This is a genomic window from Burkholderia sp. 22PA0099 (assembly GCF_047497165.1).
Lineage (GTDB): Bacteria > Pseudomonadota > Gammaproteobacteria > Burkholderiales > Burkholderiaceae > Burkholderia.
The window spans coordinates 247257-270750 of record NZ_CP163165.1; the positions used below are offsets into that span (position 1 = coordinate 247257).

Annotated in this window: 24 protein-coding genes and 1 pseudogene; 19 read left to right on the forward strand and 6 right to left on the reverse strand. The window is 61.0% G+C overall.

Translation table 11 applies throughout. The features are described 5' to 3' along the window. From AB4851_RS16325 to dnaA, 4 genes are all read right to left on the reverse strand, one after another. Positions 1-2745, reverse strand: a complete 2745-nt coding sequence (locus AB4851_RS16325; protein ID WP_414450665.1) for an MrcB family domain-containing protein — start codon at positions 2743-2745, stop codon at positions 1-3. 215 nt (positions 2746-2960) lie between these two features. Beyond that, positions 2961-5438 (reverse strand): DNA topoisomerase (ATP-hydrolyzing) subunit B, encoded by a 2478-nt coding sequence (gene gyrB, locus AB4851_RS16330; protein ID WP_414450666.1) that lies wholly within the window; start codon positions 5436-5438, stop codon positions 2961-2963. 249 nt (positions 5439-5687) lie between these two features. After that, a complete protein-coding gene (gene dnaN, locus AB4851_RS16335; RefSeq protein ID WP_414443464.1) occupies positions 5688-6794 on the reverse strand; it encodes a DNA polymerase III subunit beta in 1107 nt (368 codons plus the stop codon). A 196-nt stretch (positions 6795-6990) separates the two neighbouring features. Continuing rightward, on the reverse strand, positions 6991-8568 hold the full coding sequence (gene dnaA, locus AB4851_RS16340; RefSeq protein WP_414450667.1) for a chromosomal replication initiator protein DnaA: 1578 nt from the start codon (positions 8566-8568) through the stop codon (positions 6991-6993). A gap of 419 nt (positions 8569-8987) precedes the next feature. Here dnaA and rpmH point away from each other — a divergent pair, with 419 nt between their 5' ends. The 4 genes from rpmH to yidC all read left to right on the forward strand — a co-directional run bounded on the left by rpmH (position 8988) and on the right by yidC (position 11631). Continuing rightward, positions 8988-9122, forward strand: a complete 135-nt coding sequence (gene rpmH / locus AB4851_RS16345; RefSeq protein WP_004198824.1) for a 50S ribosomal protein L34 — start codon at positions 8988-8990, stop codon at positions 9120-9122. A 73-nt stretch (positions 9123-9195) separates the two neighbouring features. Beyond that, complete coding sequence (gene rnpA, locus AB4851_RS16350; RefSeq protein WP_414451871.1) at positions 9196-9606, forward strand: ribonuclease P protein component; 411 nt, start codon at positions 9196-9198, stop codon at positions 9604-9606. A 94-nt stretch (positions 9607-9700) separates the two neighbouring features. After that, positions 9701-9967: a membrane protein insertion efficiency factor YidD gene (gene yidD / locus AB4851_RS16355; protein ID WP_414443462.1), complete on the forward strand. Its 267-nt coding sequence runs from the start codon at positions 9701-9703 to the stop codon at positions 9965-9967. 8 nt (positions 9968-9975) lie between these two features. Then, positions 9976-11631, forward strand: coding sequence for a membrane protein insertase YidC (yidC, locus tag AB4851_RS16360; RefSeq protein ID WP_414443461.1), 1656 nt, complete (start codon positions 9976-9978; stop codon positions 11629-11631). A gap of 149 nt (positions 11632-11780) precedes the next feature. Here yidC and AB4851_RS16365 read toward each other — a convergent pair whose 3' ends face one another. Together AB4851_RS16365 and AB4851_RS16370 are read right to left on the reverse strand one after the other, a co-directional pair. After that, positions 11781-12203: a transcriptional regulator gene (locus AB4851_RS16365; RefSeq protein ID WP_414443460.1), complete on the reverse strand. Its 423-nt coding sequence runs from the start codon at positions 12201-12203 to the stop codon at positions 11781-11783. A 371-nt stretch (positions 12204-12574) separates the two neighbouring features. Further along, entirely contained in the window at positions 12575-12997 is a 423-nt protein-coding gene (locus tag AB4851_RS16370) for a transcriptional regulator (RefSeq protein ID WP_414451872.1), read from the reverse strand. Positions 12998-13345: 348 nt separating this feature from the next. On the opposite strand from AB4851_RS16370, the gene mnmE reads away from it, so the two are divergent. The 15 genes and pseudogenes from mnmE to AB4851_RS16445 all read left to right on the forward strand — a co-directional run bounded on the left by mnmE (position 13346) and on the right by AB4851_RS16445 (position 23472). Further along, positions 13346-14740: a tRNA uridine-5-carboxymethylaminomethyl(34) synthesis GTPase MnmE gene (gene mnmE, locus AB4851_RS16375; RefSeq protein WP_414450668.1), complete on the forward strand. Its 1395-nt coding sequence runs from the start codon at positions 13346-13348 to the stop codon at positions 14738-14740. Between the two features lie 167 nt (positions 14741-14907). After that, a complete protein-coding gene (locus AB4851_RS16380; protein WP_414450669.1) occupies positions 14908-16143 on the forward strand; it encodes a tyrosine-type recombinase/integrase in 1236 nt (411 codons plus the stop codon). Positions 16144-16247: 104 nt separating this feature from the next. Further along, positions 16248-16523 (forward strand): hypothetical protein, encoded by a 276-nt coding sequence (locus tag AB4851_RS16385; RefSeq protein WP_414450670.1) that lies wholly within the window; start codon positions 16248-16250, stop codon positions 16521-16523. Continuing rightward, the gene (locus tag AB4851_RS16390; RefSeq protein ID WP_414450671.1) at positions 16516-16887 is read left to right on the forward strand and encodes a hypothetical protein; all 372 of its coding nucleotides are present in this window, start codon (positions 16516-16518) and stop codon (positions 16885-16887) included. The genes AB4851_RS16385 and AB4851_RS16390 overlap by 8 nt, the downstream gene beginning before the upstream one ends. Positions 16888-17116: 229 nt before the next feature. Then, positions 17117-17437, forward strand: coding sequence for a hypothetical protein (locus AB4851_RS16395; RefSeq protein WP_414450672.1), 321 nt, complete (start codon positions 17117-17119; stop codon positions 17435-17437). A gap of 12 nt (positions 17438-17449) precedes the next feature. Further along, positions 17450-17914 (forward strand): hypothetical protein, encoded by a 465-nt coding sequence (locus AB4851_RS16400; protein ID WP_414450673.1) that lies wholly within the window; start codon positions 17450-17452, stop codon positions 17912-17914. A gap of 185 nt (positions 17915-18099) precedes the next feature. After that, the gene (locus AB4851_RS16405; protein ID WP_414450674.1) at positions 18100-18771 is read left to right on the forward strand and encodes a hypothetical protein; all 672 of its coding nucleotides are present in this window, start codon (positions 18100-18102) and stop codon (positions 18769-18771) included. A 132-nt stretch (positions 18772-18903) separates the two neighbouring features. After that, positions 18904-19113: a helix-turn-helix transcriptional regulator gene (locus AB4851_RS16410; RefSeq protein ID WP_414450675.1), complete on the forward strand. Its 210-nt coding sequence runs from the start codon at positions 18904-18906 to the stop codon at positions 19111-19113. Positions 19114-19123: 10 nt separating this feature from the next. After that, positions 19124-19219 (forward strand): annotated as a pseudogene (locus AB4851_RS16415) (hypothetical protein); the annotation flags it as partial. A gap of 35 nt (positions 19220-19254) precedes the next feature. Further along, positions 19255-20022, forward strand: a complete 768-nt coding sequence (locus AB4851_RS16420) for a toprim domain-containing protein (protein ID WP_414450676.1) — start codon at positions 19255-19257, stop codon at positions 20020-20022. Further along, positions 20012-21139, forward strand: a complete 1128-nt coding sequence (locus AB4851_RS16425) for a helicase RepA family protein (RefSeq protein ID WP_414450677.1) — start codon at positions 20012-20014, stop codon at positions 21137-21139. The genes AB4851_RS16420 and AB4851_RS16425 overlap by 11 nt, the downstream gene beginning before the upstream one ends. Before the next feature lie 311 nt (positions 21140-21450). After that, positions 21451-21834 (forward strand): single-stranded DNA-binding protein, encoded by a 384-nt coding sequence (locus tag AB4851_RS16430; RefSeq protein WP_414450678.1) that lies wholly within the window; start codon positions 21451-21453, stop codon positions 21832-21834. Between the two features lie 30 nt (positions 21835-21864). Continuing rightward, positions 21865-22296 (forward strand): DUF5681 domain-containing protein, encoded by a 432-nt coding sequence (locus tag AB4851_RS16435; protein ID WP_414450679.1) that lies wholly within the window; start codon positions 21865-21867, stop codon positions 22294-22296. After that, positions 22265-22522, forward strand: coding sequence for a hypothetical protein (locus AB4851_RS16440; RefSeq protein WP_414450680.1), 258 nt, complete (start codon positions 22265-22267; stop codon positions 22520-22522). The genes AB4851_RS16435 and AB4851_RS16440 overlap by 32 nt, the downstream gene beginning before the upstream one ends. Then, on the forward strand, positions 22519-23472 hold the full coding sequence (locus tag AB4851_RS16445) for a phosphoadenosine phosphosulfate reductase family protein (protein WP_414450681.1): 954 nt from the start codon (positions 22519-22521) through the stop codon (positions 23470-23472). The genes AB4851_RS16440 and AB4851_RS16445 overlap by 4 nt, the downstream gene beginning before the upstream one ends. Positions 23473-23494 lie beyond the last annotated feature (22 nt).

Here is a 23494-nt window from a genome sequence, read left to right on the forward strand (position 1 = left end):
TTATTCCGTGAAGCTTGCGAATTGATTGGCTTTCAAGTTTCTCAACATGCGCATGGTCTTGGCGTAGGCGATGGGCAAAGCAGCACCTTGCTCCGGTACTTCGTCAATCTTGAGCGCTGAGAGATTTGTATCACTTACGTTTTCGTTGGGTAGATCGCGGCAGAAATGCGCGATGGACAATAAAGGCAGTTCCAAACGCCGACGAGATCCATGCAATCTTGGTAGGATTTTTTGCATGACGATGCGGTCCATTATGGCGTAGGTATCGATGTCGCCAGCCCGCTCAAGGATGGCGGCAAAACGCATTGCCTCGTAGAACACGCGATGGCCAAACTCCAAGTTATACCGGGTGAGTGATGCGTGAAGTTGCCGCAAGCGCTGGGCGATACTAGATGCGATGTCGCCGCGGTTGGTTTGATGCCATGAGTCGTCACTGGAAATCGTAAGTAGTCCTCTCACCATCGATTGATCACCAATCTGGCAAGATTGTGGTTTGACTGCTTCGAGTGAGAGGTCGTCGGATGCCACTCTAAATTCGAACGTATTCGCCCGATCGAGTACCTTCGGCGAAAACATGTAGGTTGTTTCGTCGATGTTAACCGTGCCGATGATCCAGACATTTTTAGGGAACGGAATTTTGCGCTCGCCGTCGTTATGAAGCTGCCATCCACTGTCGGCTCTTCGAGAAAGATTCGGAAGACAGGGTTTGCCAGACTCCATGCCAGAAAGCACGTCGGAGAAATAGCGTTCGACATGGGCGAGGTTCATTTCATCGAGCAGCAGGACGTAGGGATGTTGAGGATCCGACGCGGCCTCTAGGATGAATTCCAGTGCGTCAGGCACCGTCCACGCAGGTTTTCCGTCAATCCCACGTTTCAACGCGTCTTCATAACCGAACAGCGATTCCGCCCCTGTCCAGTCAGGGCGAACCGCAGCGACGTGAAGCCGTCCTTCGCCCAGCCATTCGCCAAATCGGATCGCGATTTGCGTTTTTCCTGAGCCGGATAGGCCGGTGAGAATCACCAACGGCTTAGCTAGCAGGCTCGAAACGAAAGAGGCGACGAGGTGTTCGTGCTGATCGCCAAACTGAACGCCACTGTTACGCAACGCATCGCTGAATGCCGTAACAGACGCCCGGAGATCCGCGTTAATAGGAAGGGGCGTGTTGTTGATCGCGGTCTCTTCGATGATCGATACTGGCTCCTCATCAGACGAGCCGACGACGCGATTGTAGATATCAACAACATCGTCAAGATCTTGTCGCAGTTTGGCTTTGGGTAGAGGCTGGGCCACGTCGAAAGCTGAGCGGACAAACGAGCTGCCGTACCGTTCGGGCCTGCGCCCGTATTGTTCTTTGAACCAGTTTGTTACCGTGGGCGAATTGCCGAGTTCGCCCCAGGTCAAGCGGGCCGCGCCTTCTTCACTGATGCCGTAACAGAGAAGAAGCCTCTGTTGTTCACGATAGAAAAGTAGTACCGGATAGATCCCTTCGGACACGGATTGCCCTTCGCCGAGGAAAGCGATCCAAGGAATTCTCGCAAAGTTGCCTTTACCGAAGCTGACGCGAACCCTCAAGTTTCGATATTTCGACGGATAGCCTTGTGTGCCGAGCTCTTTTCCTTCTTGCGCCTGTGCAAGAAATCGATCGATCAGTGTGCTGATGTCATCGACCACCTCGTCTTTAGCGATGATGTCAAAGCCCAAACGCCGGAGCAGACGAAAAGCCGAGGACGCTTCGCCACCCGAAAAGCTAGCGCGATCTAAGGGTTCGCCGGTAGCGTGTTTAACCGCGAGTGACATGACCAGCTTCGGCGGAAAGCGCTTGCCGTTGTAGATCAAATCGTAGCCGGTGGATTCCGCGTCGATGGGGACGCCGTCGTGACTGATTTCGTCGAGTGCACGTTGGACATGTTCGGCTGCGACGGCATCGGTGGTAGCAGCAAAGGTTTCGCTTCGCCATTCGTCTTTAAGCGGTGGTACGTAATAGTCCAACTGCTTGGTTCCCTTCTCTGCTTCTAGACGTGCGCGTATCGCATAGAGCTCGCGATCGAGCTCGACAGTATTCATGCGATTGATATCTCTAGCAGCGCGTTGCGAGAAGTGTCGTGCGACCGTTTTTCGATCGTTTTGGCTGAAAATCCGCTCAAACGTATCTGGAAACAGCAAGAAGAGGATCATGTGACGAAATTGACGCGATTCCGAATCCGGGACTCGCTGCAGCCATTCGTCGAATTTCCATGGGTCGTCCAACAACGCATGCTGCTCGCCTTCGCTAAGTGCTCGGAAGCGACGCAAGGCGTTGATGACGAATACAAGCTCACGCCATTGATTTTGGTTGAAGCCAGGGCCTGCGCTGCCAACGCCAGCAAGAACGTCGTCGTCTAGCCAGCGCGTGTCCAAGGGAACGGGCTCTCCGGATTGCTCCCAAATGGACTGTATCGTTTTTTTCTTGTGTGCTTGCGTGAGACGGCTAGGACACAGGTATAGCAGCCACATCATTTCAGCAACCAACTGCTTTGCACTCGCATCCACTGATGAGAGTTGCAGTTCAAGTTTTTCGAGAAATTTCCGGTCACTTGGATCCGGATTTTTGACGAAGTGCGTGTCGAGTTGTTCTAGGGTGTTTGCGGTCCACAAGCGACGATCTGATAGTACCGAACCCTGGCCAATCAGCGCGATATCACGCCAATGCGCTGCTGCTTCGAGGATGGAAGTTGGATCGTCGTCACCGCAGTACCTGCTCATGCTAGCCCCGAGTTGTTGGAAACGATGGTGAGCATCTCAATTTTCACCATGACCGAATTGGCTAGCGGAAGCGTACTTTAAATTTGGAGATCATGGAACTCAATAGGGTCAACAAGCAAGAAGATCTGATTTTTAACGGACATTAAAAACAACTCCCCCCAAAACAAAAAAAGCTCCCGAAGGAGCCTTTTCCGAAGGAGCCAACCGCACCCCCCTCAAATATCAATATTCCCCGCCCGCAACGCATTCGATTCGATGAAAGCCCGACGAGGTTCCACCTCATCCCCCATCAGCGTCGTAAAGATCCCATCCGCAGCAATCGCATCCTCGATCTGCACGCGCAACAAGCGCCGCACATTCGGATCCATCGTGGTTTCCCAAAGCTGCTCGGGGTTCATCTCGCCCAAACCCTTATACCGCTGCTTCGAAATATTCCGCTCCGCATCCGCCATCAACCAGGCCATCGCACCCTTGAAATCCTTCACGGCCTGCGAGCGCTCGCCGCGCTTGATCAGCGCGCCTTCGCCGATCAGATCCTTGAACGTATCCGCGGTGCTGACGAGCTGCTTGTAATCGGCCGTGAGCAGGAATTCCTCGTCGATGACCGACACCCGCACGTTGCCGTGGTGCGGCCGCTCGATGCGCAGCGTCCACTTCTCGCGCACTTCGTCGTGCTTGGCGATCACGCGCACTTCGTTCTTCAGCGCATCGCCGGCGAGCATCGCGGCCTGCAGCGTGGCCGCCGAGGCAATCGCGGCATCCTCGCTCGCGAGATCCACCAGCACGCCGTCCATGATCGCTTCCAGCGCCGCCGGGTCGTACAGGCGGCCCAGGCGGCTCACCACCGCGCGCGACAGCAGATACGAGCGCGCCATCGCGCCCAGCGCATCGCCGGAAATCGCCGCGGCGTCGCCGCCCGGTTGCAGCTCCGAGCCGTTCAGCGCCAGCCGCAGCATGTGCGCGTTGAGCTCGCCTTCATCCTTCAGGTAACGCTCGTCCTTGCCGGCCTTCACCTTGAAAAGCGGCGGCTGCGCGATATACACGTAGCCGCGCTCGATCAGCTCCGGAATCTGGCGATACAGGAAGGTGAGCAGCAGCGTGCGGATGTGGGCACCGTCCACGTCCGCGTCGGTCATGATGATGATGCGGTGATAGCGCAGCTTGTCGAGGTTCAGGTCTTCCTTGCCGAGGCCGCAGCCGAGCGCGGTCACGAGCGTCATGATCTGTTCGGACGACAGCAGCTTGTCATAGCGCGCCTTCTCGACGTTCAGCACCTTGCCGCGCAGCGGCAAAATCGCCTGGAACTTGCGGTCGCGGCCCTGCTTGGCCGAGCCGCCGGCGGAGTCGCCCTCCACGATGTAGATCTCGCACTTGGCGGGATCCTTCTCCTGGCAGTCGGCCAGCTTGCCGGGCAGGCCCACGCCGTCGAGCAGGCCCTTGCGGCGCGTCATCTCGCGCGCCTTGCGCGCGGCATCGCGCGCCCGTGCGGCTTCGACGATCTTGCCGCAGATGATCTTCGCGTCGTTCGGCGTTTCGAGCAGGAAATCCTCGAGCGCCTTGGCGACGACCTCCTCCACCGGCGCGCGCACTTCGGACGAAACGAGCTTGTCCTTGGTCTGCGAGCTGAACTTCGGCTCCGGCACCTTCACCGACAGCACGCACGACAAGCCTTCACGCATGTCGTCGCCCGAGGTATCGACCTTGGCCTTCTTGGCGATCTCGTTGTCGGCGATGTACTTGTTGATCACGCGCGTCATGGCCGCGCGCAGGCCGGTCAAATGGCTGCCGCCGTCGCGCTGCGGGATGTTGTTGGTGAAGCACAGCACGTTTTCGTTGTAGCTGTCGTTCCACTGCATCGCCACTTCGACACCCACGTTGTCCTTCTCGCCGGTGATGTGGAAGATCGTCGGGTGCAGCACGGTCTTGGCCTTGTTGATGTATTCCACAAAGCCCTTCACGCCGCCCTCGAACGCGAAATCGTCTTCCTTGCCCGAACGATGGTCGGTCAGGCGGATTCGCACGCCGTTGTTCAGGAAGGACAGCTCGCGAATGCGCTTGGCCAGGATGTCGTAGTGGTATTCCACCGTGCCGAAGATGGTCGGATCGGCCATGAAATGCACTTCGGTGCCGCGCGTTTCGGTGTCGCCGGTCACGGCCATCGGCGAGACTTCCACGCCGTCGCGCTGTTCCAGCACGCGATCCTGCGCGACGCCGCGATGGAATTCCATGAAGTGCTTCTTGCCGTTGCGCTTGACGACCAGGCGCAGCCAGCTCGACAGCGCGTTCACGCACGACACGCCCACGCCGTGCAGGCCGCCGGACACCTTGTAGCTGTTCTGGTCGAACTTGCCGCCCGCGTGCAGCTCGGTCATGACGATTTCGGCGGCGCTGCGCTTCGGCTCGTGCTTGTCGTCCAGCTTGACGTCGGTCGGGATGCCGCGGCCGTTGTCGGTGATGGAGATCGAGTTGTCGGCGTGGATCGTGACGTGGATGTCGTTGCAGTAGCCGGCCAGCGCTTCGTCGATCGAGTTGTCGAGCACCTCGAACACGAGGTGGTGCAGACCGGTGCCGTCCGACGTGTCGCCGATATACATCCCGGGCCGCTTGCGGACCGCCTCCAGACCTTCGAGGATCTGGATCGACGAGGCGCCATAGCTGCTGTTATCGGGCTGCGAATTGTGCTGTTCAGTCATGGATGTCTTCCGGTTCTGCTGGCCGCCACGAAGTGCTGCGGCCGGGTACTGCCGTCAGGCAGGGGCGGGTGCGCTCGCGAGCCGTTTTTCTGTTGTTTTCATGCTGTTTCGGGGTACGAAACACGCGGGAAACGCTTGAAAAATCGCGGAAAATTTCCGCGTTTCGGCTGGCCGGGGGTACGCCCGCAAATGCCATAAAAACGCCAAAGGGGCGTGGCGCCCCTTGGTGTGTCCGGTGTGTCGCGTGCGTCAGATGCGCATCGGCATCACCACGTACTTGAATTCGCCGACCTCGGGAATCGTGATCAGCGCGCTCGAGCTGGCGTCGCCGAGGCTGACTTCGATGTTGTCGACCTTCAGGTTGGCGAGCACGTCGAGCAGATACGTGACGTTGAAGCCGATGTCGACGGTATCGCCCTGGTAGGCGATTTCGAGTTCTTCCTGCGCCTCTTCCTGATCGGCGTTGGTCGACATGATCTTCAACTGACCCGGGGCGATGATGCAGCGCACGCCCTTGAACTTGTCCGAGGTCAGGATGGCCGCGCGTTGCAGCGAGCGCTGCAGCTCTTCGCGGCCGATCGTGAAGGTATTCTTGTGGCCCTTCGGGATCACGCGCTGGAAATCGGGGAACTTGCCCTCGACCAGCTTCGACACCAGTTCGACCTGGCCGAACGTGAACTTGGCCTGCGTTTGCGCGATGTCGATCTTGACTTCGTCGTCGATGTCTTCGAGCAGGCGTTGCAGTTCGAGGATCGTCTTGCGCGGCACGATCACTTCCTGGCGCGGGAAGGCGCCGCCTTCGATCTTGATCGACGAATAGGCGAGGCGGTGGCCGTCGGTGGCCACGGCCATCAGCAGGTCGCCATCGACCACCAGCAACATGCCGTTCAGGTAGTAGCGGATGTCCTGCTGGGCCATCGCGAAATAGACCATGCCGAGCAACTGGCGGAAGGACTTCTGCGGCACGGCCAGGCTCGCGCCGAAATCCTTCGACTGGGCCACGGTGGGGAATTCGTCGGCGGCGAGCGTTTGCAGGGCGAAACGGCTCTTGCCCGATTGCACGGTCAGGCGCTTGTCGGCCAGCGACAGCGTGACCTGCCCGTCGGGCATCGCGCGCAGGATGTCGAGCAGCTTGCGGGCGGCCACGGTGGTCGCGACCTGCTCGCCGCCCACGCCGAAATCGGCGCGCGTGGTGATCTGCAGTTCGAGGTCCGTCGACAGGAACGATACGTCGGAACCGGTCTTGGTGATCAGCAGGTTCGCGAGGATCGGCAGCGTATGGCGGCGTTCGACGATACCGCTTACGGTTTGCAGCGGCCTGAGGAGGGTGTCTCGTTCGGTCTTGACCAGTTGCATAGGGTTCCTTCGTTGAATAAACGGCCTGCAAGCCACGCAACGCCCGCCTGGGCGGCCCGCTGCCTTCCCGCCGCCCGGGCGGTCAAAAACCTGTATTGTGCCTCAAAACAGAACCGCCCCTTTTAAATTCACCCGGATCGGCGTATGGATCGCGCGCGCGTGCGAGCCGCCGGCAGCGGCGCGCAAGTTGGCGCGTTTATCCCTTCAGCGTCTGTTCGAGCACGTGCAGCTCGTGGTTCAACTGCGCATCCTTGCTGCGTTCGTCGGCGATCTTGCGCACCGCGTGCAGCACGGTGGTGTGGTCGCGCCCGCCGAACAGCTCGCCGATTTCGGGCAGGCTCTTCTGCGTCAGTTCCTTGGCCAGGTACATCGCGATCTGCCGCGGCCGCGCGATGTTCGCGGGGCGCTTCTTCGAGTACATGTCGGCCACTTTGATGTTGTAGAAATCGGCAACGGTCTTCTGGATGTTCTCGACCGAAATCTGCCGGTTCTGCACCGTCAGCAAATCCTTCAGCGCTTCCTTGGTCAGCTCGATGCTGATCTCGCGGCCGTGGAACTTCGAATACGCGAGGATCTTGCGCAGCGCGCCCTCGAGCTCGCGCACGTTCGAGCGCAGGTGCTTGGCGACGAAGAAGGCCACGTCTTCCGACAGGTTCACGCCTTCCGATTGCGCCTTGCGCATCAGGATCGCCACGCGCATTTCGAGTTCGGGCGGCTCGATCGCCACGGTCAGGCCGGAATCGAAGCGCGAGATCAGGCGGTCGTCGATGCCCGAGATTTCCTTCGGGTAGGTATCGCTGGTGATGATCACCTGCGCCTTGTTGGCGACCAGCGCCTCGAACGCGTAGAAGAATTCTTCCTGCGTGCGCGACTTGCCCGAAAAGAACTGAATATCGTCGATCAGCAGCAGGTCGAGCGAATGGTAGTAACGCTTGAAATCGTCGAACGCCTTGCGCTGGTAGGCCTTCACGACGTCGGACACGTATTGCTCGGCGTGGATGTAACGGATTCGCGCGCCCGGCTTGTCGAGCAGCAACTGATTGCCGATCGCGTGGATCAGGTGGGTCTTGCCGAGGCCGACGCCGCCATACAGGAACAGCGGGTTGTACGACACGCCGGGGTTGTCGGCCACCTGGATGGCCGCGGCGCGCGCGAGCTGGTTGGCCTTGCCGGTGACGAAGTTGTCGAAGGTCAGGACCGGGTTCAGCTTGGAGCGCTCGTAGGTCGAATCGGCGGCGTCGCCGGCCGCGGGGCCGTTCGCGCCCGGCCGCCAGGTGCGGCGGCCGGCGGCGGCCTCGTGGGCGGTCAGGCTCGGCAGGTCGAGATCGGCGGCGTCGTCGGCATTCAGCGCGGCGGCTTGAGCGGCAGCCTGCGCCGCCGCCTGGGCGGCCCGGATCGCGGCCACGGCCGGATTGACCGGCGCTTCGGGGGCCGGTGCGGCAGCGGGCATGACGGCGACGGGCGCGGCTTCGGTGGCCGCCACCGACGGGCGCGGGGCGACCGCCGGCGCGGCGCTGCGGGCGCCGGCCTTCGGGTCCAGCACGAACTGGACGTCGACCGGCGCGTTCCAGAAATCGCGGGCCAGATCGGAGATCCGGCCCGAGAACTGGCTCTTCACCCAGTCGAGCTTGAAGCGGTTGGGGGCGGCAATGGACAACGTGTTCGCGGCGGCGTCGAAGGCCACCGGCGCCAGCGGTTTTATCCACGTCACGTACTGCTGGGGCGTCAATTCACGCTCCAGCAGGGCGGAACAGTGTTGCCAGAAATCATTCATCTAGGTGCTGTCGTTCTTGGGTTGCACAGCGGCACGAGGCCGCCCTTGTTGCGGATCGGCAACAAGGCCCGGTGCGGCCGAGCGAGCATGCTCCGGAGGCACGTGCCACAAGGGTTTCGGGCGCAGGACGAGCCGGAGCGGTGTGCGGGATTCTTGGAGGTAAGGCGAGATTCTAACGCCAAACGCGGGCGTCGCGGGAGTTATCCACAGGGGTGCGCCACTCGGTGGGGTGAGGGTGGGGATTGCTGCGCAGGGGGCGGGAACGGGGCTAAAGTATTGACCGCTCACAGAAAAACGGATTAAATAGCGGGTTCCGCGAAAACCAATCCTAGATTTTCGGCGATTGCGTTCGCCCGGTGGCCTGAAGGATCGGGCACGCGGTCCCTGATTACCGACATTCTCGACCAAGTGAGAGCAACATGAAACGTACCTACCAACCTTCCGTGACGCGTCGTAAGCGTACCCATGGTTTCCGCGTCCGCATGAAGACTGCAGGTGGCCGCAAGGTCATCAACGCACGTCGCGCGAAGGGCCGCAAGCGCCTCGCCATCTAAGGACGGGCGAAGCGCCGTGTCCGCCGTCAGCGGCGATGCGGGCAACGCAGTCGCAAGCCCCGGCATCGATCCGTTGCAGGTGGGCGCGACCTTCCCGAAAGCCGCGCGGCTTCTGAAAACGGATGAGTTCTCATCCGTTTTTCGTTTGCGCCCCTGGCGGCGCAGCGCGCACTTCGTGATCTACGGCAAGCCGGTGGGTGGCGACGCCCGCCTCGGCCTCGTGATCGGCAAGAAGTTCGCGCCGCGCGCGGCCACGCGCAACCTGGTGAAACGCCTCGCCCGCGAGGCGTTCCGCCAGCGGCGCGCGGAGTTCGCCGGCTGGGATTTGCTGCTGCGGCTGCACACGCGTTTCGACAAGAAGGCGATGCCGAGCGCGGTTTCCGCGCCGCTCGCCGCGCTGTGCGAAGGCGAGATTCGCGAGCTGCTCGACAAGGCGGCGCGCGAGGTCGCCAAGCGCGGCCCCGTCAAACCGGCGGGCGCTTGAACCGCGCGCCGGTGAGCTTTTCCGATGGCCGGGCCGGGTGTGCCTCGCGGGCATGCCCATCCGGTCACATGACGGCGCGCAAGCGCCGAATGCTATGCAAACGGTATTGATCGCATTGCTGCGTGTCTACAAGGCTGCCTTGAGTCCCTTGCTCGGCAGCCGTTGCCGTTTTTACCCTTCCTGTTCGGATTACGCGCGCGAGGCAATCCAGTATCATGGCGCCGCGCGCGGCACGTACTTGGCCGCGAAGCGTCTGTGCCGCTGCCATCCGTTTTCCGCCGGCGGCATCGATCTCGTCCCGCCGGCCCGTTCCGGTGCCAGCGCTACCCACGAAACTGAAGCGCCGTCCCATCGACTCTGAGACAACGCATGGATATCAAACGCACCGTCCTATGGGTGATTTTCTTCATGTCAGCGGTCATGCTGTACGACAACTGGCAGAGAGCCCATGGGGGCCAGTCGATGTTCTTCCCGAACGTCACGAAGACCCAAGGCGCGTCCTCGACCGACGCCAGCAGCGGCGCCTCCGCAGCCAGCGGAACGGCAGCGCTGCCGGCCGCCTCCACCACGGCGCCGGCGAACACCGCGCCGATCGCGCAGGCGCAGCTGGTGCGCTTCTCGACCGACGTCTATGACGGCGAGATCGACACGCGCGGCGGCACGCTGACCAAGCTGACGCTGAAGAAGGAAGGCGACGGCAAGCAGCCCGACCTGTTCGTCACGCTGTTCGACCACACCCAGGATCACACCTACCTGGCACGCACCGGCGTGACGGGCGGCAACTTCCCGAACCACAACGACGTGTTCACGCCGGTGGCCGGCAATCCCACCGCGCTGGCCGCGGGCCAGGATTCGATGAAGCTGTCGTTCGAGTCGCAGGAGAAGGGCGGCGTGAAGGTCGTGAAGACCTACACCTTCACGCGCGGCAGCTATGTGATCGGCGTCGACACCAAGATCGACAACGTCGGCACGGCGCCGGTTTCGCCGACCGTCTACATGGAAATCGTCCGCGACAGCACGCCGGTGGAAACGCCGCTGTTCTCGCACACCTTCCTTGGGCCGGCTGTCTACACGGACCAGAAGCATTTCCAGAAGATCACCTTCAGCGACATCGACAAGAACAAGGCGGATTACGTCAGCTCGGCCGACAACGGCTGGGTGGCGATGGTCCAGCACTATTTCGCGTCGGCCTGGATTCCGCAGCAGGGCGTGAAGCACGATATCTACGTCGAGAAGATCGATTCGCTGTATCGCGTGGGCATCAAGGAGCCGGTCAAGACGATCGAGCCGGGCCAGTCAACCGACGTTTCGGCGCGCCTGTTCGCCGGTCCGGAAGAAGAGCGCGTGCTGGAAGGCATCGCGCCGGGCCTCGATCTGGTCAAGGATTACGGCTGGGTCACGATCATCGCCAAGCCGCTGTTCTGGCTGCTGCAGAAGATTCACAGCTATGTCGGCAACTGGGGCTGGTCGATCGTCCTGCTGACGCTGCTGATCAAGGCCGTGTTCTTCCCGCTGTCGGCTGCCAGCTACAAGTCGATGGCGCGCATGAAGGAAATCACGCCGCGCATGCAGGCGCTGCGCGAGCGCTTCAAGGGCGATCCGCAGAAGATGAACGCGGCGCTGATGGAGCTGTACAAGACGCAGAAGGTCAACCCGTTCGGCGGCTGTCTGCCGGTGGTGATCCAGATCCCGGTGTTCATCTCGCTGTACTGGGTGCTGCTGGCGTCGGTGGAAATGCGCGGCGCGCCGTGGATTCTCTGGATTCACGATCTGTCGCAGCGCGACCCGTTCTTCATCCTGCCGGTCCTGATGGCCGGCGCGATGTTCGTGCAGACGCGCCTGAACCCGACGCCGCCGGACCCGGTCCAGGCCAAGATGATGATGTTCATGCCGCTGGCGTTCTCGGTCATGTTCTTCTTCTTCCCGGCTGGCCTCGTGCTGTACTACGTCGTCAACACGGTGCTGTCCGTGGCGCAGCAGTACTACATCACGCGCGCGCTGGGCAACAAGAAGGCGGCCTCCTGATGTAACGGGCTGCTTGCCCGCCCCATGACAAGAACCGCCCGGTGTCAGAACCGGGCGGTTTTTTCATGGGTGTTCGAAACGGGTGAAGGGCGGAGGCGACGCCGTGTCGCGGCGATCACATGCCACGCGTGTCGCGCGGCGGTGCAGAATCACCGGTCGGACGAATCGCCGTAGAACTGTTCGATCAGCTCCTGCACCAGGTAGCGGTGATGCGGCGAGAGCGCTTCGATCTTGGTGGCCAGCTCGATCGTCTCTTGCGTGGGCGGGTAGGTGGCGTCGCGTGGCAGCGGCTTCGGTGTGTTGCGCGCGGCGACCGACGGCGGCGGCCCGTAGTGGAGCCAGTGCGCATCCACGCGCAACCAGCCGGCGAGCGTCGCAAGCTTGTCGGCTGTCGGGATCGTGCGGCCGGTCAGCCATTTGTGCGCCGTTTGTGGCGAGACGGGCTGCTCGCCGTGATGGCGCAAATTGAAATGCAACGCGAGTTCGGTCGCGCCCGCTACCTTTTCAGGGCTGCGCATCAGGGCGAACTTCAGGCGTTCGGAGAACGCCGATTTCTCGTCGGGCGTCGGCATGCGCCAGATTGTGCAATCGGGGGCCGATGCCTCCGACAACCAGTCACGTCATATTTATCTCAAATGCGTGTTGATTCAACCGGGGCGTCGCGCGTTCCGGTGCTCGCGTTATCTCGGAAATGCTTGTATACAGTGAGCGACAGCATTCCGGCGTCATGCGCAATCGTATTGCTGGTTGCTGGTAATTTAGCGTGTTTGGGAGAATCGGCTACGATTGATCAGAGCTAAGGAGCCGCGATGCCGAACGTTCTTCTGGGCGCCAGCCTTGTCTCTAAATGCAACTAACAGCCAATCCGCGAGGCGCTGGCCGAAACCGGCCAAATTGTGACATCGGGTCGCAGTTCGCAGCGGATGGCCGGCTCGTCGGCCTCTCAGCGTTGTGGTGGCCCGCCATAGAACTGTTCGATCAGCTCCTGCACCAGATAACGATGATGCGACGACAGCGATTCGATCTTGGTCGCCAGTTCGATGGTTTCCTGCGTCGGCGGATAGCGTTCGTCACGTGGCAACGGGCGCGGCGTGCTGAGTGCATTGCTGGTGGGCGGCGGCCCGTAATGCAGCCAGTGCAGATCGACGCGCAACCATTCGGCGAGTGTCGCGAGCTTGTCGGCGGTCGGAATCGTGCGGCCGGTCAGCCACTTGTGCGTGGTTTGCGGCGACACCGGATGCTCGCCGTGATGGCGCAGGTTGAAGTGCAGGGCAAGTTCGGTCGCGCCGGAAAGTTTCTCGGGACTGCGTAATAGCGCGAATTTGAGGCGTTCTGAAAACGCCATTTTTTCTTCGAGGGTCGGCATGCGCAGATTGTGCAATCGAGGCGATGGCGCAATGACAACCGACTGCGTCATATTTATCTCATTAGGCGCCGGAATGCGGCGGCGGGTGCAGCCGAGATTGACCATGATTATCTCGTAAATAAAAGCATGTGGACGAGATTCGGGATGTACGACCCGATTCGACGATGGACGTTCTGATGATGAAATAGCCTGATCGGGCGAAAATGGCCTGCCGGCAATCGCAGGCGAACCCGGCCCGGTGCGACGCGCTCCGGCCTCGGAGCGCTTCCGGCCGCCACGCTACAATGCGGGCGTTCCAGCGGCGTCCACGGCGATGCCGGCCCGATCCTCCTTGCCTTCGACTTCTCCATGCCCGTCACCGATTCCGATCCGATCGTCGCCATTGCCACTGCTGCCGGCCGAGGCGGCATCGGGGTCGTGCGCGTGTCGTTCGGCCGCGCCGGCTTGGTGGCGGCCGAAGCGTTGATGCGCGCGGTATGCGGGCAAATTCTGGCGCCGCGGCACGCGAGCTACGTGCCGTTCCTCGACGTGGACGGCGCCGCGCTCGATCGCGGCATCGCGCTGTATTTCACCGCGCCGAATTCCTACACCGGCGAGCAGGTGCTCGAACTGCAGGGGCATGGCGGCCCGATCGTGCTGCAACTGGTGCTGCAACGTTGTCTGGACGCGGGCCGCGAGCACGGCCTGAGGCTGGCCGAGCCGGGCGAATTCACGCGTCGCGCGTTTCTCAACGACAAGCTCGATCTCGCGCAGGCCGAGGCCGTGGCCGACCTGATCGAAGCCAGTACCGAGGCCGCCGTGCGTTCGGCGGGGCGTTCGCTCGACGGGGTGTTCTCGCGCGAGATCCATGCACTTGTCGACGACGTGATCGGCCTGCGGATGCTGGTCGAGGCGACACTCGATTTTCCCGAGGAAGAGATCGATTTCCTCGAGGCCGCCGACGCGCGCGGCAAGCTCGCGCACATCCGCGCGCGGCTCGTGCAGGTGCTTGGCGAGGCACGCCAGGGTGCGCTGCTGCGCGAGGGGATGTCGGTGGTGCTGGCGGGGCAGCCGAACGTCGGCAAGTCGTCGCTGCTCAACGCGTTGGCCGGCGCCGAACTTGCGATCGTGACACCGATCGCCGGCACCACGCGCGACAAGGTGGCACAGACGATCCAGGTCGAGGGCATTCCGCTGCACATCATCGATACGGCCGGGCTGCGCGAGACCGACGACGAGGTCGAGAAGATCGGCATCGCGCGCACCTGGGGCGAGATCGAGCGCGCCGATGTCGTGCTGCATCTGCTCGATGCGCGCACGGCGCTGGGCGACGACGATCGCGCGATCGCCGGGCGTTTTCCCGCCAATGTGCCGGTAGTGCGCGTGTTCAACAAGACGGACCTCAGCAACGAGGCCGCATCGGTCGCGCATCTGGCCGGCGAGGCCGATCTGAGCGAATTGCGCCTGTCGGCGAAGCGCGGCGACGGCATCGATCTGTTGCGTGCGGAGTTGCTGCGCATCGCGGGTTGGCAGGCCGGTGCCGAGAGCGTGTATCTCGCGCGCGAGCGGCATCTGGTCGCGCTGCGCGCGGCGCAGGCGCATCTGGCGCAGGCCGCGGCGCACGCAGAACAGAACGCGCAGGCGCTCGATCTGTTCGCGGAGGAGTTGCGGCTCGCGCAGGAGCAGTTGAATTCGATTACCGGGGAATTTACGTCGGATGATTTGTTGGGGGTGATTTTCAGCCGGTTCTGTATCGGAAAATAACCAGTCACCCAAGGTTGTCCAAGGTCATCTAGACATCCCCTTGAAACTATTGTGAATGCTAGGAACTGTCGCCCAGCGTTGCCCAAGGTTGTCTATTGACATCTAGGTCTTGATGGTACACATTTCGGTACACGCTCTCGTTGTGTCCCAATTGATGTGTACCAACCATGCCGAAGATCGCCGTTCCCCTGAATGACACCCGCATCAAGGCGCTGAAGCCCAAGGCGGCGCGCTACCGGATTTCAGACGGTGGTGGCTTGGTGCTTGAGGTCATGACGTCGGGCTCGAAGGTCTGGCGATACCGGTACACACTGCACGGCGAACGGCAGCCGATGGTCACGATCGGGGACTACCCCGCGATCACGCTGCAGGATGCGCGCGAGAAGGCCCGCCGCTACGCTGAGATCGTCGCCAAAGGCGTTTCCCCTATCGCCGATGCCAAGAAGGACCGCGGTGCTGTGAAGCGCTTCGATACGGTCAAGGCGTTTGGCGAGGATTGGTACACAAGCCAGGTCGCGCCGATGTCGGTGGAATACGCGCGAACGATCAAGCGGGCGCTCGAGAAGGACATCTACCCGGCTATCGGGAACAAGTCACTGCCCGATGTGACGCCGGGGGATGTGCTGGTCATCTGCGACAAGATCAAGGCGCGGGGCGCTCCCAAGATGGCGCTCGCCACCCGCAACGTCATCAAACGCCTGTTCGAATACGCGATTGCGCGCCAGCTCGCCACATCCAATCCAGCTCATGCCGTGGTCGCTCGATTCGTGGCGACGCAGGACAGTCGTACCCGCGTCCTGTCGCCCGACGAGGTTGGCACGGTTCTCCGGGCTGTCTACGCGTCCGACATTCGCCGTACTCTCAAGCTTGCGATCCACCTGCTGATCTTGACGATGGTTCGGAAGTCCGAACTGATCGAGGCGCGCTGGTCGGAGTTCGACCTCGACGCCGGCATCTGGCGCATTCCTGCCGACCGGATGAAGAAGGATAAGGAGCACTGGGTCTACCTCTCTTCGCAAGCAGTTGCGATGTTCCGCGAACTGTACGAGCAGACGGGCAATCACGAACACGTATTCCCGACGACGCGCGGCCGAGGTGACCAGCCGATCGCCAAGAGCACGCTCAATCAGGCAGTGCGTTCGCTCAGTCTCGACGTCCAGCACTTCGTCTTGCATGACTTCCGGCGTACTGCGTCGACGCATCTGCACGAGATGGGCATGTCATCCGACGCGATCGAGAAGGCGCTGGCGCATTCGATCAAGGGCATCAAGGGCGTCTACAACCGGGCGGAATATGCCGAAGAGCGCCGGAAGATCCTGCAGCTGTGGGCCGACTTTGTCGAGTCGCAGGTGGATGGACAGCGGAAGGTAGTGATCGGCGCTTTTGGCGCCACTGCAGCATAGATTGCATGACCGTTGCCTGACGGGTATCAGGCGAAGCGGCAGTCAAGGTGTTGGAGCACCGAGACCGCCTGACCAAAACACGGCCTATGAAGGAGGTCCGTACCATGGCTACACTCGATTCTACCGAATACGTCCTGATAGACGGATTTCAGCCCGTTTCTATCGATGACATCGAAGACACTGCAAGCATCGCCTACGAGCAGGCTGAGGCGATGAGTGCAATCTTTCGCAGCATTTCTCGGCTGACGACCGACCGCGACATCAAGGCGTTATGTGAGCATGGCGCTTTGCAAGCTGACCTACAAGCGAACGACATCGATGTGATTCGCGAGAGAGCAGTAAAAGCGGGTCTCGACGCACGCGGGGTTCGTCATGGCTAACGCCAACTCTAGCCCTGTCTTGACGCACAAGTCATTTGCTCGCGAGCCCGTCGAAAACAAACCCCACCGCGGCAGATTTCCGAAGTCAGTGGTGCTGCTCGAGAACGTGCGGCGCTCGCGTCGAGAAGATGAGGCGGCCCTACGTGCATGGGCGATTGAGAGCGGCAATGCGTCCTGGAGCCTTGACCGAGTACGCCAAGAGAAGCGATTGAGCGACGCGAAAGACCTGCTTGAGGAGCGCAATGACGATGCTTGGCAAATGATTAAGCAGCTGGAAACTGATCTCGCTGCACTGATTTATGAAACGTCCCGGTTGAAATGCCTGCTTGTAGAGCGGCAAAGCAGCGCGCTTTCTCACGAATGATGGAACCTAACGCCCGTCCCTATTCCACGGCCTGAAACCACTGCGCGCCGCACCGTCGTCGCGCTCCTTCTTTGGAACTGCTCATGCGAACTGAGCGTTACGAAATTCGCGACCGCGCTTATGGCGTTTGGCATCGCGCGCCATCGATTGGTCGTTATTTGCGAGCTGATCAGGCGGAATCTCTGACCATGGCCGACCTCGACTCGGTGCTGTTCACCGAATACGATCATTGGGGAAAACACCGCTCGCACTCGTCGAGGTCGCGCGTGACATCGGGCAGGAAAAGCCGACGAGCGTGCTACAGCAGCTCGCGCGGCTCGCTAACGTGCCGGCCTACGTCGCGCTCTACCGGCCAGCCCTGAACGTGAACCCGTCGAATCCGAACTGGGATGACATCGAGAGCTTCCGTGTTCGCCGCTTATGGCCTCAACCGGAACCGAGCTGGCGCATTCTTTCGCCGAGCGAGTGGGCGCGCGCGCTGGTGCAGATCCGTGGCTGGCAAATGCGACGCTTTGAGGCTAGCGCCGCTGCGAACGACGACAGCTACTGATCGAGGGCGAGCATGGAGGGGATCAGAAGAATTAGTGTCGTCATCAAGGTAATCGCTGCGATCTGGCTGCTTGGTTTCACATGGGCTGCAGTCGAAGCGGCGATCGGCACGGACGTCCTGTTGACCAACCAGCAGAAAGCCGAGGTCTACGAAAGGCAGACCGGAAAGCGCCTAGATGTAGAAAGCCTCAAGCATCCGCCAGTGCAGCCTCACGAAGACACTGCATTTGACAGGTATATCGCCGGCGATCTTCTCAAGGGCAGTGCGGAAAGGGCGTCGACTGGCGAGTTGCTGGCACGCCTTGATCAACGAGATCACATCCTGAATGAGTATTTCTCGACGCATCCGGCCACAATGCGCGTGCATCATTGGGGAGCCTGTCAGGCATACGCGATCGCCGGCGTGGTTGGCGCCGCTATGATTGGCTCCATCGGCTGGATCGTCGCCGGCTTCGCGATGAAGAGGCCGGCCATATGAAACAGGACTTGCGATAGCGTAAGCCGCATCGTCGTAGTTCAGCCGTGCCTAGCCCGATGAGCGAAAGCGGAATTCCCTACTCCGTTGGCGCGGCTCCTCTAAGGGCCTCGAATGAGGGCGTAATGCACATAGAAGGCCTCGAGAAGAGCGTATTAGATCGGTTAGCGCAAGCTGCTGAGTGGTTCGTGTCACATCTGACCATTTCAGAGGGCCGGTCGGAAAGCGACATCGAACTGGCGTTACAAGCTATCGCCGAGACTGCGGTAAACGATGACGGTCTTGCGGGCACCGGCTTGCTCATGGCCCGAGAGTTTTTTTCCGACGACTTGCACTATTTTTCGGAAGATCCTGAGAGGCTCAAGACCGACATTCCGGTGCCATTTGATCCTCCGCTCGAGATTGGCGAGTACGCGCTGCTGTTTGGGCTGTACCTTGCACGCGCCGGCATCAGTTGCGTGATTGACAACTCACCGAAGCAGCATTTGCTCGGAGCAATTGTGTTGGCCGATGTAGTCGAGGCTCAATGTTATTGGATTGGTTCTCGTGGACTGGCGGGTTGTCGAAATCCGGAGCCGCGCCTGCTAGAAGCCCATCGAGTACTGCAAAAACGCATGAATGAATCACTCATTCGCGACGAGAGGAGCGACTCTGCTCGCCGTGCTGCGAACGCGAGGCATGAGAAGCCAGGCGGCTCTCGCGATAAGGCCGCCCAAATCCGCGCCGCTTGGGCAGCCGGCAAATATTCGACTCGAGATATCTGCGCCGAGCAGGAGTGTGCCGCCTTAGAAATGTCTTTTTCGACAGCGCGTCGGGCACTTCGTGGTACCCCAGACCCGACTAGAAACACCAAAAACTAGGCTATCCGCTGCGCGCATGAGCTAGTCGCTGCGCGCACAGGTAGTCCTCCTATCCTCGGGAAATTCTTAATCTCCGGACATGTCTGGTTGGACGCTATACGGCGTAGCTAGACAATCTTTAAGGAGAAAGAGATGTCGATCAGCAGCCAAGGACTTCGTCCTGCCCAAGCCGCCAAGAAGCTCGGTATCGGTCTGTCCACGCTCTGGTTAAAGGCCAAACACGAATCAAACTTCCCCAAGCCGATAAAGCTGGGGCCAGCCACCACGATTTTTCTGGAACACGAGCTCGACGCTTACATCGAGAGGTGCATTGCTGAATCGCGCAAGCAGGCTGCGGCGTAAGGCGGCATCAATGCGCAGCGAAATCGACCGAGCCCGTTCCGCCCTATTTCATATCGACGCTGGTTGCGATCGCGAAAGCTGGGTGCGAATCGGCATGGCTGCCAAATCTGCCGGCCTAAATCTCGCGGACTGGATCGACTGGTGCGCGTCGGGCAGCAACTTCGGGGGGAATCCGAGGCGCGATCCGTCTGGCGTTCGTTCAAGCCGACTGGCGGCATTGGCGCTGCAACGCTGTTCCGTCAAGCACTCGGCGCTGGCTGGTCAGATTCGGCATTGGTTCAACGTCCGGCGCCAGTGCCAGTCCGCCAGCGTGAACCCGATCGCGAGATCCGCCAAACGCTTGCCCCTCAATGGCTTACCTACTGGCAGTCATTGGGCGCTGTGCGCGACGTAGGCCGCGCCTATCTCGAGGAGCGTGCGTGTGTGCTGCCGCCCTTTGAAGGGGATCTGAGGTTCGATCCTGCCGCGCGTCATCCTTCCGGCTATGCCGGGCCGTGCCTCGTTGCCTTGGTCACGGACGCCCTGTCGACTGTTCCCATCAGTCTGCATCGCACGTGGGTCAAAGCCGATGGTACGAAGGCCGACGTTAACTCGCCGAGGATGCTGCTCGGTGGGCACCGCAAGGCTGGCGGTGTGATTCGCTTATGGCCCGACGAAGCCCTCACGCTCGGTTTGGCCGTTGCCGAAGGCATAGAAACCGCGCTCAGCCTCGCTCGCGTGTTCAAGCCAGTATGGGCGTTGATCGATGCAGGTAATCTCGCAAAGCTCCCGTTGTTGCCTGGGATTGACGCTCTCACGATCGCCGTCGACGCTGATCTTGCAGGAGAGCGCGCCGCCGTATCCTGCGGAGAGCGCTGGGCGCTGGCGGAACGCGATGTCACCCTTGTGGAGGCCAGTTATGGGGCGTGATCTTAACGACATCGCAACTGAGGGCGGCACCGAGGGCATGCGTCTCGCCGTGGCGAACGGCCGGCGCATCGCGAAAGCTTCTGAGCGTGACACCCAACCCGGTGACCACGCACATGTGCTGGCGGACGATCTGCCGTTGAATGTTGTTTTTGCCGACGATCTGTCTGAAGAATTTACGCCGCCCGACGAACTCGTCCAAGGACTGCTGACAGTCGGCGGTGGGAGCGTTCTCTACGGCGACTCCAACAGCGGCAAGACTTTCCTTGTGATTGACCTGGCCGCGGCCGTCGCGCGCGGCGTGGAATGGATGGGCAAGCGCACGGAAGCCGGCATGGTGGTCTACCTGGCCGCCGAATCGCCCGCATCGGTGCGCAGTCGTCTGCAAGCCTACCAGCGGCACCACGGCGTGCGTGTGCCAAATTTCGCGATCGTTCAGAACCCGCTGAACCTGTTCGAGAACGATGCCGATACCTCGTCGATCATCGCCACGGTCCAGCGCCTCGAGGCGCAGCGTGGGCAAAAGGTCCGGCTGATCGTCGGGGACACGCTCGCGCGGCTCAGCGCTGGTGCCAACGAAAACGCAGGGCAGGACATGAGCCGAGTTATTGAGCGTTTTGACCGAATTCGCAACGAGTGCGACGCGCATTTTCTGTTGATTCATCACTCCGGCAAAAACGCGGCGTCTGGTTCGCGCGGATGGTCGGGCGTGCGCGCTGCAGTCGATGCGGAAATCGAAATCACGGATTCGCCGATCGGCCGGTGCGCCGAAATCACCAAGGTTCGAGACCTTGGAACCAAAGGCGAGCGCATCGGATTCCGACTCGATGTCGTCGAACTCGGCGTGACGAAGTGGGGCGCATCGGCTACGACCTGCGTCGTTGCACCCGAGAGTGCGCCGGCCACGCCAATCAAGTGCAAGAAACTCGGTCCGGTCGAGGGCGCTGTGCAAGAGTTCTTGCGAGCCCGCAAGGTCGGGGCAAAGGCCGCCGAGATCGCGAAGCATTTCGACGGCGAGTACGCGCGGACCTCGGTTTACCGTGCCTGCAAAACGCTTGCCGAAGCGGGGGTATTCCACCACACCGCGGGCATCTACGCGTTCGCAGGAGGTATCCAATGAGAGCACCGATTTTGTCTCGCGAGGGGCAAAAAGCACGGAATTTCCGAGCATCCAGCTTTTGTCTCGTCTGGATCGCGAGACACGCGAGACAAACCGACAGGCGCGCCATGGTGGCATTCATCGGAATGACCGCCAGCATTGAGTTTGGGCGGAACCCTTGAATGTCCGTCTGTCTCGTTTGCTCCGAGAGACACGCGAGACAAGGCCAACTGCAGTTTTGTCTCGTTGTCTCTTCTTCCCTTTAGGGAAGAGACACGCGAGACAAGACAGGGTGCGCGGCGCTTTTCTGAAAATTCAAACGGAGGTGGAACGTGATCGATGGACTGGTGAGCGGAAAGCTGTTCGGTACAGCTATGAGCCGGCAGGGACGCAACGGTGGGACGTTCGTGACGTGCAAGGTGCGCGCCGCGGTGGACGGTGGTGAGGCGATGTTCGTGAACGTGATCGCATTCAGCACGACGGTGGGTGATGCGCTATTGGCGCTCGAGGACGGTGACTCGGTGGCGCTGGCCGGCGCCCTAACGCCGAAGGTGTGGACGGATAAGCACGGAGATACAAAGCCGGCGCTCGACATGGTGGCCCACGCGGTGCTGACGGCCTACCACGTGAAGCGAAAGCGCGCCGCCGTGCAGGGCGATGGTGGCGGCCAGGCGGCGCGTGGACCGGCATTGTCGGACGACCCAATCGATTTTTGACCGTGAATTTTTCAGGGGATTTACAGCGCAATGAGCGGCGGACAGTTCAAAAAAGGGCAGAGCGGCAACCCGGCGGGAAAGCCAAAGGGCGCGTGCGATAAGCGCACGGCACTCCGGGAACTGCTGCAGCCGCATGCTGCCGCCCTGGTGTCGAAAGCGGTTGAGCTCGCCAAGGCGGGAGATACAACGGCGCTTCGAATCTGCATCGACCGGTGCATTCCGGTGATGAAGGCAAAAGATGAGCCGGTTGATTTACCCGCACTGACTGGTTCTCTGGCGGAGCGAGGAGATGCCGTCCTGCGTGCAATGGCGGCCGGGACGATTACGCCCGATCAGGCGAACGCAGTCATGCAGGTTTTGGCAGCACAGGTGAGGATCGTCGAGGCCGACGAACTCGAAAAGCGAATCTCAGCTTTGGAGGTAAAAGACAATGGCAGCCAGCAATCTCAAAGCGCGCGTTGAGCGCCTTGAGCAACAACATGGGGGTGCGGAGCCTCTGATCGTCGTGATTCGACATTTTGGTGAATTCGAGCAAGGCCGTGGCGTTGTCGTCGACGGCATGTTCTATCCGTGCCCGATGGAAGTGGATGTCGATGAGCTCGAGCGCAAGGTGATAGCCGACGTGAATAGCGGCGGCGCGCGCCGCCTGATTGTCGTGGAGCGTGCCGAACCCATGGAGATCGCATGAGCACGACTCCAAACTCCCCCGATCTCGCCGTGATCGCATGTGGTACCGAAGGCCAGGCGATCACTGCAGCGGGCTTGTTGCCGGTTGCCGAGCCTGCTGCCGGCATGGACATTGGCGAAGCGCTTCGAGGAGCACTCCGCATCCGTCAACTGGTGGATGCTGCATTCGATGAAATCGAGCGGGCCATGGTGACACACGCACGGCCTGCGTTGACGTTCTCGGGCGGCAAGGATTCTCTGGCATGCCTGTACCTGCTGCGCCCATGGTGGGACCGCATTACGGTGCTGTGGGCGAATGCCGGCGACCCCTACCCGGAAACCATCGAACAGATGGAGCGCATCTGGCAACTCGTCCCGCACTTCGTCGAAGTTGCCGGCCCCGGCTACATCCGCGCACACGGGCCGGAGCAAACCTATCCTGCCGACATGATGCCGCTGACTGCGACGGTGATGGGGCGTGAAATCGAGGCTGCCGCGCCCCGCTTCAGGATTCATTCACGGTTCGACTGCTGCACGAGCAATTGGTGGCTGCCGCTCCATCTCAAGATTAACGAGCTGGGCGTTGACCTGATGATTCGTGGCGACCGCGATAGTGAGGCGCTGACGAACCCTTGGGTCCGCGGCGGGAAGAACCCGAACGGTGGCAGCTACCTTCTTCCGCTCCGCCACTGGTCGAAAGATGACGTATTCGCGTATCTGCGCGCGGAGGGCGTCGAAATACCGCGTTCGTACGCATACGGCATGGGCTCCCTCGATTGCCTTCACTGCACGGCATGGCTCAACGAAAGCGCGGGCAAGCTACGCTATCTACGCGACTTCCATCCTGAGGCTGCAGTCGAGTATGAACGCCGCTTGCGACTGATTCACAACGAGCAAGAGCGGCACATGCGCTTGACCAAGATTGCACTTGGTGAATTACAACCGGCGGCCGGCGAAGGGAGCGGCGATTGACGACCTGCATGAACCCCGCGGC

Bases quoted from the DNA above. Each gene is read 5' to 3' on its own strand.
- AB4851_RS16365 (WP_414443460.1), bottom strand. From the start codon at position 12,203: ATGCCGACGCCCGACGAGAAATCGGCGTTCTCCGAACGCCTGAAGTTC.
- AB4851_RS16390 (WP_414450671.1), top strand. From the start codon at position 16,516: ATGGCTAACGCCAACTCTAGCCCTGTCTTGACGCACAAGTCATTTGCT.
- mnmE (WP_414450668.1), top strand. From the start codon at position 13,346: ATGCCCGTCACCGATTCCGATCCGATCGTCGCCATTGCCACTGCTGCC.
- dnaN (WP_414443464.1), bottom strand. From the start codon at position 6,794: ATGCAACTGGTCAAGACCGAACGAGACACCCTCCTCAGGCCGCTGCAA.
- AB4851_RS16380 (WP_414450669.1), top strand. From the start codon at position 14,908: ATGCCGAAGATCGCCGTTCCCCTGAATGACACCCGCATCAAGGCGCTG.
- AB4851_RS16410 (WP_414450675.1), top strand. From the start codon at position 18,904: ATGTCGATCAGCAGCCAAGGACTTCGTCCTGCCCAAGCCGCCAAGAAG.
- AB4851_RS16440 (WP_414450680.1), top strand. From the start codon at position 22,265: ATGGCAGCCAGCAATCTCAAAGCGCGCGTTGAGCGCCTTGAGCAACAA.
- yidD (WP_414443462.1), top strand. From the start codon at position 9,701: ATGCAAACGGTATTGATCGCATTGCTGCGTGTCTACAAGGCTGCCTTG.
- AB4851_RS16325 (WP_414450665.1), bottom strand. From the start codon at position 2,745: ATGAGCAGGTACTGCGGTGACGACGATCCAACTTCCATCCTCGAAGCA.
- yidC (WP_414443461.1), top strand. From the start codon at position 9,976: ATGGATATCAAACGCACCGTCCTATGGGTGATTTTCTTCATGTCAGCG.
- gyrB (WP_414450666.1), bottom strand. From the start codon at position 5,438: ATGACTGAACAGCACAATTCGCAGCCCGATAACAGCAGCTATGGCGCC.
- rpmH (WP_004198824.1), top strand. From the start codon at position 8,988: ATGAAACGTACCTACCAACCTTCCGTGACGCGTCGTAAGCGTACCCAT.
- AB4851_RS16435 (WP_414450679.1), top strand. From the start codon at position 21,865: ATGAGCGGCGGACAGTTCAAAAAAGGGCAGAGCGGCAACCCGGCGGGA.
- AB4851_RS16400 (WP_414450673.1), top strand. From the start codon at position 17,450: ATGGAGGGGATCAGAAGAATTAGTGTCGTCATCAAGGTAATCGCTGCG.
- AB4851_RS16425 (WP_414450677.1), top strand. From the start codon at position 20,012: ATGGGGCGTGATCTTAACGACATCGCAACTGAGGGCGGCACCGAGGGC.
- AB4851_RS16385 (WP_414450670.1), top strand. From the start codon at position 16,248: ATGGCTACACTCGATTCTACCGAATACGTCCTGATAGACGGATTTCAG.
- AB4851_RS16370 (WP_414451872.1), bottom strand. From the start codon at position 12,997: ATGCCGACCCTCGAAGAAAAAATGGCGTTTTCAGAACGCCTCAAATTC.
- dnaA (WP_414450667.1), bottom strand. From the start codon at position 8,568: ATGAATGATTTCTGGCAACACTGTTCCGCCCTGCTGGAGCGTGAATTG.
- AB4851_RS16445 (WP_414450681.1), top strand. From the start codon at position 22,519: ATGAGCACGACTCCAAACTCCCCCGATCTCGCCGTGATCGCATGTGGT.